The organism is Aliivibrio finisterrensis (assembly GCF_008933155.1).
Lineage (GTDB): Bacteria > Pseudomonadota > Gammaproteobacteria > Enterobacterales > Vibrionaceae > Aliivibrio > Aliivibrio finisterrensis.
Map to the genome: position 1 here is coordinate 24,308 of NZ_WBVP01000009.1, position 13,024 is coordinate 37,331.

A 13,024-nucleotide genomic window follows, 5' to 3' on the forward strand; every position below is an offset into this window, starting at 1 on the left:
ATGATTCAATTAAAGAAAACCATCGGTTCTCTTGCCGTTGTAGGTATAGTTAGTTGGGTTGGTTACAGTTTTTGGGCTGCTTATCAACCTCGCCCTGAATTACTTCAGGGTCAAATTGAAGCCGAGCAATACAATATTTCCTCTAAAGTCCCTGGTCGAATCGAGAATTTATACGTAAAAAAAGGTGACATGATAGAGAAAGGCCAAGCTATTTTCTCCTTATACAGCCCAGAAATAGATGCGAAGCTAGCGCAAGCAAAAGCAGGAGAAGCAGCAGCCAGTGCCCTGGCAGAAGAAGCTGAACAAGGAGCAAGAACCCAACAAGTCGCAGCAGCGAAAGATCAATGGCAAAAAGCAAAAGCGGCCAATAAGCTGCTAGAAAAAACCTATACTCGTGTTAATAACCTCTATAATGATGGTGTCGTATCAGAGCAGAAAAAAGATGAGGCTTATACTCAGTGGCAAGCGGCTAAATATACCGAAAATGCTGCTTACCAAATGTATCAAATGGCCAAAGAGGGAGCTCGAACAGAAACAAAACGAGCCGCTAATGAGAAAGTCAAAATGGCAATGGGATCGGTAGCTGAAGTAGAAGCTTATGTAGCAGACACTAAGATTAACAGTTGGTATACAGGCGAGGTAACTCAGGTTTTACTCAATGAAGGTGAAATTGCACCTCAAGGTTTCCCTGTTGTTAGCGTTATAGACATTAATCAAGCATGGGCAGTGTTCCATGTTCGTGAAGATAAACTTAAAAACTACAAAAAAGATCAACAAATTGATGTGTACCTTCCAGCATTGGATAAAACGATTCCATTTAAGATTACGAATATTGCTGTTATGGGAGATTATGCAACCTGGCGAGCAACCGATAATAGCCAAGGGTTTGATTTAAAAACCTTTGAAATAGAAGCACATCCAACTGCTGACATTCCAAATCTACGAGTTGGTATGAGTGCTATAGTTAAATTAGATTAAGCGTGATTTATGAAAGCATTTTGGCGTTCTTATTATTCTAACCCATGGCTAATTGCGGTTACTTTTGGTCTTCCATTGGTGCTATCATTGGTGATTTGGTGGATATTTTCATCATCTGTGGTGCGTGAATTACCTCTCGATGTGGTGGACCTTGATCAATCCAGTTTATCTAGGATGATCATACGTGATTACGACGCAACCCCAACACTTGCCGTCCGTACGATCCAACCGAATGTTATTATTGCCAATCGCGCATTAAAAGAAGGGGATAACTATGGCTATATCGTTATCCCTCATGATTTTGAGCGTAATGTCATGCTGGGTAAGAGCCCTCAAATTTCAGGTTTTTACAATGGACAATTTATCTTAATCGCAAAGCAAATTAATTCTGCTTTGATGCAAACAGACATGACGATCCAAGCAAAACTTGCAACAATAAAGGCACTGAGTACAAAGCAATCAACATGGACTCAAGCAATTAACTCTGCAGTGCCAATTAAAGTTCAAGTAACAGCACTATTTAACATTGGTAGTAATTATGATCAATTTTTGGTTTCAGCTATTCTTCCTGCTATATGGCAAATGGCGGTTATTGTCGGGATGATTTGGGCGATGAGAAACGAAATGGGTCGCAATAATAACAGCAATTTACGAGAATGGTTTGACGGTCAATCTCGGGCAAATATATATTCATTTATAAGTGTTTATTTTTTAATCGGAATGGCTCTTGGCTGCGTACTTTTTTATTTCTTATTCGGTATTTTGCAATTTCCTTTTTATGGAAATATCATTAGTTTTCTGACCACAATGTCAGCAATGACCCTTGCGTGCATTAGTCTTGGAACTGCCATTGGTTATGGAACAAACAATATTGAAAAAGCGATGAGTATCTCAGGTGCTTATACTGCACCAAGTTTTGCATTTCTAGGCGTTACTTTTCCGGTATCAGACATGAACAATATTGCTACTTTTTGGCACTCAATAATACCAGCAAGCCAATTTGTTCGTTCCCAAATAGAGCAAGCAAACTATGGATATGATTTTGTTGAAAGTTCCTCCCATATTGGCATTCTGTTGTTGTTTACTATACCGCTAATTGTGCTTATTTCACGTTTAAGGAAGTAACAATGTCTTTTCTTACTGCATTAAAAAAAGAAGCGATAGGAATTTTTACCAATAGTAGCATTGTACTCACAATGATTGGTGGTGTGATTTTTTATGCTTTTCTTTACCCATTGCCTTATTTAAATCAAAGTCCAGAAGAACAGAAGATCACAATTGTTGATTTAGATAAGTCAGAACTTAGTCGAAAATTTATTTTTATGGCTAATACATCACAACAATTAAACGTAGTAGAGCAGGCTGATAGTATAGATCAAGCAAAACAGCAGTTTCTAAATAATAGCGTGAGTGGCTTTTTAGTGATCCCATATGACTTTTCAGACCGATTACAATTAGGCCAAGCACCAACAGTTGCTTATGCTGGAGATGCATCGTACTTTTTGGTTTATGGAACCATAATCGAAGGATTAATGAACGTGGGTGGGACATTATCCGCAGAATATCGTGTTACCCATATGGCCATTGACGGCAATCCTTTGTCTAATGCAATTAATACCTTTCAACCTTTTAAATCTAATTATGCTCCCGTATTTAATCGAAATATGGGTTATGTAGAATATGTCGTTCCCGCTGTATTTGTATTGATTCTACAACAAACGCTATTAATGGCTGTTGGTATTAGACAGAAATCAGCAATAGCTAAAGAAAATTCACCCCAACAATTAATTGCTCGGTTTTCTTTATTTTTAATGACTGAAATCATACTTGCTAGCTTTTATTTTGGCTTTGTGTTTGACCATTATCATATCAGCCGTTTTTCTAACGTATTGGACTTACTGATCATAATGGTGCCATTTATTGCATCGGTTATCTTACTTGGTATGCTACTGGCGCGATGGCTTCCAACCACTGAGAGTATTTTGTTATTAGTACTTTTTAGCTCTATGCCTATTGTATTTAGTGCCGGATTTATCTGGCCAACTGAACTTATTCCAAATGCATTAACTGATATTATGCACTTATTGCCAAGTGGATTTGCTATTGATGGCTTTCTTAAGATCAACCAAATGGGCTCTGGCTTACACAGTGTTCTTTTAAATATATCAGGGCTTTACGGTTTATGCTTACTGTATGGGTTTGGTCTTTTTATCAGTAAGCAAAAGTAACTCTTAAAAGTGATACTGAGTAAAACATAGTTTCATTGTCAGATGAAGTGTCTTGATTTCATTTTTACTGATCAAGGGGTAGACTTCACACGTATAAATACTTATGGTTTTGGTGAGAAAGAACTCATTGCTTCTAATGTGAATTCCGATGGACGTAAAAAAATTGTCGTATAGAAATCAGCATTACTCCAATAATCGAATTGTCTGATGAGTAGTCATTTCTTAGATCATTTTATAATTGCGTAAGCAAAACTATCTACATTACTGACTCATAAGCTATAATAAGCCTTATTTCAAAAAGGAAAATGAAATGGGGCTTTTTTCACGTCTATTTGGAACATCACCTAAGCAAGAAGCAACGATCGAACCAATTGAATATCAATCCTTCCTAATTTATCCAAACTCAGAACGAGATGGCTCTCAATTTCGTATCGCCGGCACAATAACAAAAGAAATAAAGGGTGAAATTAAAGAGCACCGCTTTATTCGTTCTGATGTAATCTCAAACAAAAGTGATGCTGATGAGCTTATGGTACGTAAATCAAAAATGCTGATCGATCAAATGAATGAGTCAATCTTTAATTAAATGCCTTAGCTTTGATGTAGATTAGATTGAAAAAATCCTATCTAATTATAATCATTGCTGTAAATCAACCTCAAAATCGTAATGGTCTGACCTCTGCTTTGTCACTGTAATGTTGTTTTTTTACTGAATTAGGGTGAATATAAGCAGGAATTATTTTAATGTAATAAAATTATGTCATTTTATTACAAAACACTTGAATTTATATCTTAGAAAGTAAGTATCAATTCATGCCAATAGTAAAGGAATAACTATGCAAATTGGTGTACCAAGAGAAGTACTCGCGGGTGAAACTCGTGTAGCTGCCACTCCCAAAACGGTAGAGCAGCTATTGAAGCTTGGCTTTACTGTCTCTGTTGAATCTAAAGCCGGTATTTTAGCCAGTTTTGATGACTCTGCATTTGAACAAGCCGGAGCAACTATCGTTTCTGCTGATGATGTGTGGAAATCAGATCTAATCCTTAAAGTTAATGCTCCTCAAGTTAACGCTGAAACAGGTGTTGATGAATTCGATTTAATTCAAGATGGTGCTAGCCTAATCAGTTTTATTTGGCCTGCGCAGAATGAAGAGTTACTTGCAAAATTAGCGACAAAGAACATCAACGTGCTAGCTATGGATTCTGTTCCTCGTATTTCACGAGCTCAAGCGCTTGATGCTCTAAGTTCAATGGCGAATATTGCAGGTTACCGTGCAGTCGTAGAAGCAGCACATGAGTTCGGTCGTTTTTTTACTGGTCAAATTACCGCTGCTGGTAAAGTTCCACCGGCAAAAGTACTTGTTGCTGGTGCTGGTGTCGCTGGTCTTGCGGCTATCGGTGCGGCTGGCAGTCTTGGTGCAATCGTTCGCTCATTCGATGTTCGTCCTGAAGTAAAAGAGCAAGTGCAATCAATGGGCGCTGAATTTCTTGAAGTCGATTTCAAAGAGAACTCAGGTTCAGGTGATGGTTACGCAAAAGAAATGTCTGATGAATTCAACAAAAAAGCGGAAGAGCTATATGCAGCTCAAGCTAAAGATGTTGATATCATCATTACAACAGCACTTATTCCTGGTCGTCCTGCACCTAAGCTTATCACCAAAGAAATGGTTGATAGCATGAAAGCGGGTAGTGTTATCGTTGACTTGGCAGCAGCCAATGGTGGTAACTGTGAATACACAGTAAAAGACGAAGTGTTTGTTACAGAGAATGGTGTAAAGATTGTCGGTTATACCGATATGGTTGGTCGTCTACCAACTCAATCATCTCAACTGTACGGTACAAACCTAGTAAACCTTCTGAAGCTTTTATGTAAAGAAAAAGACGGCAACATTAACATCGATTTTGAAGACGTTGTTCTTCGCGGTGTAACGGTTGTTAAAGAAGGCGAAGTAACATGGCCAGCGCCACCAATTCAAGTTTCGGCACAACCTCAAGCGAAAGCAGCACCAAAAGCGAAAATTGAGCCTAAAATTGAAGAGCCAATGTCACCAATTAAAAAATTTGCAATGATAGGAGCTGGTGTTGCTGCATTTGGTTGGGTTGCCTCGGTTGCTCCAGCTGCATTCTTAGCACACTTTACTGTATTTGTATTAGCGTGTGTGGTGGGTTATTACGTTGTATGGAATGTAAGTCATTCACTTCATACACCATTAATGTCAGTAACTAATGCCATTTCAGGCATCATCATTGTCGGTGCATTATTGCAAGTGGGACAGGGTAATGGTGTCGTTTCATTTTTAGCATTTATCGCAGTTCTAATCGCTAGTATTAATATATTTGGTGGTTTTGCTGTAACCAAGCGTATGCTTGAAATGTTTCGTAAAGATAAGTAAGGGGTAGAGATAATGTCAGCAGGATTAGTTCAAGCAGCATATATTGTATCTGCCGTTTTATTTATCATGAGTTTAGCCGGTTTGTCTAAACAAGAAACAGCGCGTAGCGGTAACTACTATGGTATTACTGGTATGGCTATCGCATTAATTGCTACCATTTTTGGCCCTGACTCTGCAGGTACAGGATGGATTATCGTCGCTATGGCAATAGGTGCTGTTATTGGCCTTTATTACGCTAAAAAAGTGGAAATGACAGAAATGCCAGAGCTTGTGGCAATTCTTCATAGCTTTGTAGGTATGGCTGCGGTTCTTGTTGGTTACAACAGTTATATCGATCACGGTGTACTTGTTGGTGCAATGCTAACTATTCACCTTGTTGAAGTTTTCTTAGGTGTATTCATTGGTGCGGTAACTTTCACCGGATCTTTAGTTGCGTTTGGTAAATTGCGTGGTGTTATTGATTCATCAGCGCTGCAATTACCTCACCGTCATAAGCTTAACCTTTTAGCATTAGTTGCTTCAGTAGGACTTCTTTACTACTTTGTTAGTGTTGAAGGCAGCATGTTTGCCATGATCTTAGTAACCTTAATTGCATTTGCCTTTGGTTATCATCTAGTTGCTTCGATCGGTGGCGCAGATATGCCAGTGGTTGTTTCAATGCTTAACTCATACTCTGGTTGGGCAGCGGCAGCAGCAGGTTTCATGCTATCGAATGATCTTCTGATTGTTACTGGTGCGTTAGTGGGTTCATCAGGTGCAATTCTGTCTTACATCATGTGTAAAGCAATGAACCGATCTTTCATCAGCGTAATTGCTGGTGGGTTTGGTCAAGATGTTGTTGCTTCATCAGGTGACGAAGAGCAGGGCGAGCATCGTGAAACAACAGCTGAAGAAGTAGCAGAAATGCTTAAAGAGTCTAAGTCTGTTGTGATTACTCCAGGATATGGAATGGCTGTTGCTCAGGCTCAATATCCTGTTCATGAAATTACTGAAAAACTTCGCGCTCAAGGTGTTGAAGTTCGCTTTGGTATTCACCCAGTTGCAGGGCGTTTACCAGGCCACATGAACGTTCTTCTTGCTGAAGCAAAAGTGCCTTACGATATCGTTCTTGAAATGGATGAGATCAACGATGACTTATCTGAAACAGATACGGTCCTAGTTATTGGTGCTAACGATACAGTTAACCCTGCAGCAATGGAAGATCCAAACAGTCCAATCGCAGGTATGCCTGTTCTTGAAGTGTGGAACGCGAAAAACGTAATCGTATTTAAACGTTCAATGAATACAGGTTATGCTGGTGTTCAAAACCCACTATTCTTTAAAGAAAACACTGAAATGCTTTTCGGTGATGCTAAAGAAAGTTGTGTTGAGATCAGTAAACATCTTTAATTAAAAGGTGTTTATTAAAGAGATTAAAAACCGAGTATTTATTACTCGGTTTTTTTTATCCAAAATAATAGTCAATTCTTATACCATTCTGGATAAGTAGTTGTTCAGATAATTGCGTAAGAAAAATCGATTTTAACAAGCAAGAATGATCAATTACTTATGTAGATTGGTATTAATCAGAGCTAACCCGAGATCTTATTGATGTAATAACCGTCAAACCATGATTAATGGATCTAAAATGGATCTCTACTTATTAAAATGTACCTTTGGAAAAGTAGAAAAAGATCATATACTATAGATAAGTAATAAATAAGTTGTAAAATCAATGAGTAGTGACAGCGTAACACTTTTAAGTAATGATATTTCAGTAGGACTAACCATGCCTAAAGTGAGTAGCTTAAATGCAGCTCAGGCATATTTATTATCTTTAAACTCTGAAAATAGCCGATCAACGATGAGATCTAATTTAAATAAGATCGCTCATCTTCTTGGATCTTTTAATTTAAACAATTGTCCGTGGCATCAGATAAACCGTGATTACGTACTTGGTGTCATTGAGGCATTAAAATCTGAAAAATTAGAATCGGCCACCATCAATACCTATATAGCGGCAATCAAAGGCGTAGCTCAAGAACTGTGGTTATCGAAAAAAATCACTACAGAAAACTACCAATTAATAAAGCACATCAAACAGATGAAAGGCTCTCGATTAGCTAAAGGTCGGGCCTTATCTAGTAATGAAATCCAATTGTTATTTTCTTCTTGTAATGACCAAACCATAAAAGGTATTCGAGACAGTGCTATTTTAGGTGTGTTATTAGGCTGTGGTTTAAGACGCTCAGAAATTGTGGATTGTTCTATTGGTAGCTTTAATGCAGAAGAAGGGTCATTACGGGTACTTGGTAAGGGCAATAAAGAACGAATGTCTTACTTGCCACAACAATCATTAACATTACTACATTCATGGCTAAATGCTGTCAGCGGGGACAATAGCCGCGCCTTATTTACCCGTATAAGGCGTTTTGATACTGTGACTGATGATAAGCTAACATCACAGGCTATTTTACATATACTAAATGAACGAAGAAAACAGGCTGGGGTGAGTGCATTTTCTCCCCATGATTGCCGAAGAACTTTTGCTTCTATGTTGTTAGATAATGGCGAGGATATTTCGACCGTAAAAGATGCAATGGGGCATGCAAGCATCATTACCACGCAAAAGTACGATAAACGTGGATTTGAACGTTTGAAAAAAGCGAGTGATAACTTAAGTTTTATATGAATAAATAATCACAGTAGTTAGAAATATCTCGGGTTTATACTTTTTATTTTGCATAGTTACCTACTTTAACCTACATAAGTATTTGAGCATTCTTGCTTGCTCTAATCGATTTTTCCTACGCAATTATCTGAACAAATACTTATGCAGAATGGAATTAAACATAATGATTAAGATAAATTTAAGACATAAAAAAGACGCAATTAAGCGTCTTTTTTTATGTTAGATAAGGCAAGTATCGGATTACTTTTTACGACAGAACTCAGCGATAACATACATAGATTGACCGCCGTTTGCCTTACCAGAAACTAGACGAGGATCGTCGCCAAGGCTGATGCCACGGATAACGGTGCCTTGTTTAATTACTTGGTTAGTGCCTTTAACTGGAAGGTCTTTAGTAACGGTAACGTCGTCGCCTTTTTTAAGCTCAACGCCGTTAATGTCACGTGGTTTTTCACCGTCAGAAAGAAGTGCTTTCTCAGCCCATTCTTTAACGTCTTCTTCAACGTACATCATGTCTAGAGCATCTTGAGCCCAAGATTCAGAAGCAAGCTTAGTTAGAAGAACATAAGACATAACTTGAACAGTAGGAACTTGGCTCCACATAGAGTCATTTAGACAACGCCAGTGATTAACATCCATTGTTGCAGAGTCTTCGATTTGTATCGTACATGTATCACAAATCATTACACAGTTATCAACGTTGATGTCTGTCTTTGGTGGTACTGCGAATGGTGCTAGAGAAGATGCAGAACCACATAATTCACATTTAGAATCACAGCGAGATAATAGAGTTGTTTCAGTGCTCATAAAATAGTGCCTGTTGTTTAGTGATGTTTATATTATGGCAAGTTTATACCATAAGAAAAAGGATTACGGTGAGAATACTGTAATTTTTCTGATTTCTTTCAATGTAAGAATATTATACGTAAACAATGCTTTTCAAATAGGTGAAATATATGAGTAAAATCGGTTAAATATAATGATTAATGGTAAGTGATGCTATTCTAATGAATGTTTAAAAAAGGGTTTTATGCATATAAACATGCCTAAAAGTGTATAATAGAGCGAAATCTACGCATAACAAACCATTAACAACCATCAGTAACAATTGAAATATCGGGCACTAAATTAGAGTCTGGATCAATTTTTACATATTGATAGATTAATGAACAATTATACACTAATGAATCATTTAAAGAAAAAATGATGACTGAAGGATACTCTAAATCAGGATACATAATAGAATGATCAATAACATACCAATCACCAATTTTACAAGGTTTCAGTTTTTCACAATGCGTAATCGAATTATCTGAACCTTGCCCAAGATCAATTATCTTATTGATGTTAGCTATTTTTAATACAGGGTAGCCTGAAGTTACATCAACTGTTGTCCCTTGTATGTCTACTGAATGATCTCCTATATCTTTGCCTTGGATAATCGAAAGAGCGTGTACTTGTTCTTCCGCTGTTTCTAACGGGCCTTTTAGACCATTAATCTGAGCTATACGGGCGTCTTCTTGAAATGACAACCATTTCGAGTAAGCCGTAACAGCTAATATAGAAAAGATAACAATTACAATAACAAGTTCAATTAATGTAAATCCTGAATTTCTTTTCATAATTGCTCCAAATTTAAAATTCCCTTTGTATTTTAGCTGATTAACTGAATATCTATAATCATTTATTTCTATTAATCTAATAGACTAAACCATAAATAGCTAAAAAGAAGCATTACTATTTTGCGCCCACAGGCCAATGCGCATTATGTATATTATGTTAAATAACATATAAGAAGATTCAAACCTCATTAGTTAACTATCCCTGTTTATATTCTCGCCTCTTATGGCTATTTAACGATAATCTTATTTACCATAAAATAGCTAATAATCATTCAATAATACTTCGTATTCATCGTTTGATTATTAGCTTTCAAAGCTCCATTAATAATTAGCCACCAGCTAGTTTTACTGTATGACCTTGCTTTGTTAGGAACTCTTTGATTTTCTCACGGTTATCGCCTTGAATTTCAATGTCGCCATCTTTAACTGCGCCACCGCAACCGCATACTTTTTTTAGCTGAGCAGCTAATAATTTAAGTTGCGTGTCTTCCATATCTAAACCAGTAACAACACAAACGCCTTTACCTTTACGGCCTTTGGTTTCACGTTGAATTCGAACAATGCCATCACCTTTTGGGCGCTCTTGTTTTACTTCTTCTTGTTTAATGCGGCCAATATCGGTTGAATATACTAAAGACATAACTAATCTCGTTTTAAAGTGATGATGAATTGTAAATTATTTTTCATGTTTATCCAAAAAGGATTTTATTGCAGCCAATGAACCTTTGGCTAATTTCCCATGATATAAGCAATACCAAGCCTTTTCTTCACCGGTATCGTTCTTGATTTGAAAACCTTTATGCTCTTCGGTACGTGATTTGTCTCTTTTCTCATTTATTGCCGTTTCGCCCATATCACCAAATTCTTTAGGCGGTATGATTGCTCCTGTGTCACTCCACCAATCAATGCTTTTCTTTACAGCACTTAAGTGACCGTGTAACACCTTATTTTTAATCAGTACTTTCCAGTCATCAGGAATACCTGTCTTATTTTCAATGAAGAAGCCTTTATATAATGACTTTTGCATACCAATTACTCTTACTATTTAATGACTCATTTTCACATAGTTAGGATCGAATATTTTTTAGCTTTACACCAGACTTTTGATAGTGAATCGTGATCTTATGTGCGATTAATTTTTGTGATATAGTTTTGTCACACAGAAGAATTAGTTATGGTGCACTAGAATGGATAAGTCTATTTTCTTAAGTTCAGATATCGATATAGATACATTTGCTTCTTGCTTAAAAAAGAAATATTCACGTAATAGCTTAATTTCATTCAGAAATGATTGGAATAATTTTGTTGTATTTTGTCAGCTACATCATGTAATGGCCTTACCAGCCTCAACGACTGCAATTCGCATCTTTATTGAAAAACAAGCGAAAGAAAAAAAGTTAGCGTCCATTAAGCGTTCCCTTATATCTATCTCACATGTCCATAACGCATTCGAATTGAAAGACCCTACTCAAACAGCTCAAGTAAAAGCAGCCGTTGGAAAGATAAGATTAGATAAAAGAGACGACAGCAAACAAACAGAAGGCATTACTCTTAGTATGCTTGCAGAGCTTGAACGCCAACTGTCTTCCTCTGTTGAATTAAAAGACATTAGAGATTTAGTTATCTGGCACTTAATGTTTGAATTACTCTTAAAGCGTGGAGAGTTAAGAGACCTTACTCTTGATGACGTTTGTTTTGATGAGTTTGGAAATTGTGTCATTCAACTGCAACAGAATTATTATCCACTATCACAAGAAACGACTTTATTACTTAATAAGTGGCTAAGTGCATCACATCTTACCGAGGGCTATTTATTCAGAGGGCTTGACCGACATCAGAATCTTTCGTCAAGTCACTTAAATGACTCGTCTATTTATCGTATTTTCCGTCGTGCAAGCGAATTACTTAATCTGGAGGTTAATTTTTCTGGGTTATCTGCTCGAGTGGGTGCAACGAAAGAACTTTCTAAGTCTGGCTATACCGTTCATGAAATTCAAGAGTTAGGTCGTTGGGTTAGTCCTGCCATGCCAAATCAATACATTGGAAATATTGAACGTTCAGAAAGACAAAAAGATAAATTCAAAAAAAGCCTGAATAATATCAGGCCTTTGTTTATCACTTAAAGTAATACAAATTACTTAATTGAATTAAGAATTGCTTTTTTTAGAAACGTTTTAAAACAGTCGCCATTATGTTCCAGCAATTTAGGGAACATTGAAATTGGGGTCATTCCTGGGAAGGTATTCACTTCGTTTAAGAATATTTCGTTCTCTTCTGTTAGAAAGAAATCAATACGAGATAAATCTTTTAGCTTCATCTGTGTAAATACTTTTTGGCTGTATTGATTAATTAACTCAATTTGCTCAGCCGATAAATTTTCAGCAGTTAATGTTGTCGTTGAATGACTGCCACTGCCGTATTTTTCATCGTAAGAATAAAATGCGCCATCAGGAGCGGTTACTTCACCAGGGGGCGTTGTGAATAGCTTACCGTCAATTTCATACGCAGCAACTTCCAACTCTCTTGGCTTAACTGCTTTTTCAACTAACACTTGCTCAGAAAACCCGAAAGCATCATCGATAGCTTGTGATAATTCACTTTCAGACGTGACCTTGTAACAACCAACAGATGAACCTTGGCAAGCGGCCTTAACAAACAATCCGCCCCATTCTTTAAATGCCGCCAATGCAGAGCTATGTGTCTCTTTATTGTTTTCCGTTAAGAATAAATATGGCGTATTTGGTATACCTAATGCGTCATACCAAAGCTTTGATGTGATTTTATTAAAGCTGTTTGTGCTTGCTTCTGCACCACAACCTAAATAAGGAATACCGAACATATCAAGCATTGATTGAATATCGCCCGTTTCACCAGGGTAACCGTGAATACAAGGGATAACATAATCAACTAGACCTAGGTTCTCATCACCACAAAGTAATGATTTGTCAGAGCGTAATTCATATTTCAAACCAGAGTCGATATGAAACCAAGCACCATCTTTAATTTCAAGGTGCGTGATTTGAAATGAATTTAATTCCGATAGTTGTTGAGAAATATATTTTGAAGAAACCAAAGAAACTTCATGTTCGGTACCGCTACCGCCACAAAGTAAAAGGATATGAGTCATAATAT

At 37.1% G+C, this 13,024-nt stretch carries 13 protein-coding genes; 8 read left to right on the forward strand and 5 right to left on the reverse strand.

What is annotated here, in order from left to right:
- The 7 genes from F8B77_RS09685 (at nt 1) to F8B77_RS09715 (ending at nt 8,270) form a co-directional block, all read left to right on the forward strand.
- Nucleotides 1-978, forward strand: coding sequence for an HlyD family secretion protein (locus F8B77_RS09685; RefSeq protein WP_151655182.1), 978 nt, complete (start codon nt 1-3; stop codon nt 976-978).
- A gap of 9 nt (nt 979-987) precedes the next feature.
- The gene (locus tag F8B77_RS09690; protein ID WP_151655183.1) at nt 988-2,103 is read left to right on the forward strand and encodes an ABC transporter permease; all 1,116 of its coding nucleotides are present in this window, start codon (nt 988-990) and stop codon (nt 2,101-2,103) included.
- Between the two features lie 2 nt (nt 2,104-2,105).
- On the forward strand, nt 2,106-3,206 hold the full coding sequence (locus F8B77_RS09695; protein WP_151655184.1) for an ABC transporter permease: 1,101 nt from the start codon (nt 2,106-2,108) through the stop codon (nt 3,204-3,206).
- Nucleotides 3,207-3,516: 310 nt separating this feature from the next.
- On the forward strand, nt 3,517-3,792 hold the full coding sequence (locus F8B77_RS09700) for an HlyU family transcriptional regulator (RefSeq protein ID WP_130087639.1): 276 nt from the start codon (nt 3,517-3,519) through the stop codon (nt 3,790-3,792).
- A 250-nt stretch (nt 3,793-4,042) separates the two neighbouring features.
- Nucleotides 4,043-5,599 carry a Re/Si-specific NAD(P)(+) transhydrogenase subunit alpha gene (gene pntA, locus F8B77_RS09705; RefSeq protein WP_151655185.1) on the forward strand — a complete coding sequence of 519 codons (1,557 nt, stop codon included), beginning with the start codon at nt 4,043-4,045 and terminating at the stop codon, nt 5,597-5,599.
- A 12-nt stretch (nt 5,600-5,611) separates the two neighbouring features.
- Nucleotides 5,612-6,988 (forward strand): Re/Si-specific NAD(P)(+) transhydrogenase subunit beta, encoded by a 1,377-nt coding sequence (gene pntB, locus F8B77_RS09710; protein ID WP_130046106.1) that lies wholly within the window; start codon nt 5,612-5,614, stop codon nt 6,986-6,988.
- 325 nt (nt 6,989-7,313) lie between these two features.
- Nucleotides 7,314-8,270, forward strand: a complete 957-nt coding sequence (locus tag F8B77_RS09715) for a tyrosine-type recombinase/integrase (protein WP_130049090.1) — start codon at nt 7,314-7,316, stop codon at nt 8,268-8,270.
- A gap of 240 nt (nt 8,271-8,510) precedes the next feature.
- Here the strand turns inward: F8B77_RS09715 and F8B77_RS09720 are convergent, their stop codons facing one another.
- The 4 genes from F8B77_RS09720 to F8B77_RS09735 all read right to left on the reverse strand — a co-directional run bounded on the left by F8B77_RS09720 (nt 8,511) and on the right by F8B77_RS09735 (nt 10,919).
- Entirely contained in the window at nt 8,511-9,077 is a 567-nt protein-coding gene (locus F8B77_RS09720) for a PhnA domain-containing protein (RefSeq protein WP_151655186.1), read from the reverse strand.
- Between the two features lie 281 nt (nt 9,078-9,358).
- The gene (locus F8B77_RS18045; RefSeq protein WP_151655187.1) at nt 9,359-9,892 is read right to left on the reverse strand and encodes a type II secretion system protein; all 534 of its coding nucleotides are present in this window, start codon (nt 9,890-9,892) and stop codon (nt 9,359-9,361) included.
- A gap of 328 nt (nt 9,893-10,220) precedes the next feature.
- Nucleotides 10,221-10,532 carry a stress response translation initiation inhibitor YciH gene (gene yciH / locus F8B77_RS09730; RefSeq protein ID WP_130046102.1) on the reverse strand — a complete coding sequence of 104 codons (312 nt, stop codon included), beginning with the start codon at nt 10,530-10,532 and terminating at the stop codon, nt 10,221-10,223.
- Between the two features lie 36 nt (nt 10,533-10,568).
- Entirely contained in the window at nt 10,569-10,919 is a 351-nt protein-coding gene (locus F8B77_RS09735; RefSeq protein WP_130049097.1) for a DUF3319 domain-containing protein, read from the reverse strand.
- Between the two features lie 160 nt (nt 10,920-11,079).
- Here F8B77_RS09735 and F8B77_RS09740 point away from each other — a divergent pair, with 160 nt between their 5' ends.
- Entirely contained in the window at nt 11,080-12,015 is a 936-nt protein-coding gene (locus F8B77_RS09740) for a tyrosine-type recombinase/integrase (RefSeq protein ID WP_151655188.1), read from the forward strand.
- 11 nt (nt 12,016-12,026) lie between these two features.
- On the opposite strand, the gene F8B77_RS09745 is transcribed toward F8B77_RS09740, so the two are convergent.
- Nucleotides 12,027-13,019: a D-alanine--D-alanine ligase gene (locus F8B77_RS09745; RefSeq protein WP_130049099.1), complete on the reverse strand. Its 993-nt coding sequence runs from the start codon at nt 13,017-13,019 to the stop codon at nt 12,027-12,029.
- Nucleotides 13,020-13,024: the final 5 nt, after the last annotated feature.

Excerpts from the sequence above, each read along its gene's own strand:
- F8B77_RS09685 (WP_151655182.1), top strand. The coding sequence starts at position 1 with ATGATTCAATTAAAGAAAACCATCGGTTCTCTTGCCGTTGTAGGTATA.
- F8B77_RS09690 (WP_151655183.1), top strand. The coding sequence starts at position 988 with ATGAAAGCATTTTGGCGTTCTTATTATTCTAACCCATGGCTAATTGCG.
- F8B77_RS09695 (WP_151655184.1), top strand. The coding sequence starts at position 2,106 with ATGTCTTTTCTTACTGCATTAAAAAAAGAAGCGATAGGAATTTTTACC.
- F8B77_RS09700 (WP_130087639.1), top strand. The coding sequence starts at position 3,517 with ATGGGGCTTTTTTCACGTCTATTTGGAACATCACCTAAGCAAGAAGCA.
- pntA (WP_151655185.1), top strand. The coding sequence starts at position 4,043 with ATGCAAATTGGTGTACCAAGAGAAGTACTCGCGGGTGAAACTCGTGTA.
- pntB (WP_130046106.1), top strand. The coding sequence starts at position 5,612 with ATGTCAGCAGGATTAGTTCAAGCAGCATATATTGTATCTGCCGTTTTA.
- F8B77_RS09715 (WP_130049090.1), top strand. The coding sequence starts at position 7,314 with ATGAGTAGTGACAGCGTAACACTTTTAAGTAATGATATTTCAGTAGGA.
- F8B77_RS09720 (WP_151655186.1), bottom strand. The coding sequence starts at position 9,077 with ATGAGCACTGAAACAACTCTATTATCTCGCTGTGATTCTAAATGTGAA.
- F8B77_RS18045 (WP_151655187.1), bottom strand. The coding sequence starts at position 9,892 with ATGAAAAGAAATTCAGGATTTACATTAATTGAACTTGTTATTGTAATT.
- yciH (WP_130046102.1), bottom strand. The coding sequence starts at position 10,532 with ATGTCTTTAGTATATTCAACCGATATTGGCCGCATTAAACAAGAAGAA.
- F8B77_RS09735 (WP_130049097.1), bottom strand. The coding sequence starts at position 10,919 with ATGCAAAAGTCATTATATAAAGGCTTCTTCATTGAAAATAAGACAGGT.
- F8B77_RS09740 (WP_151655188.1), top strand. The coding sequence starts at position 11,080 with ATGGATAAGTCTATTTTCTTAAGTTCAGATATCGATATAGATACATTT.
- F8B77_RS09745 (WP_130049099.1), bottom strand. The coding sequence starts at position 13,019 with ATGACTCATATCCTTTTACTTTGTGGCGGTAGCGGTACCGAACATGAA.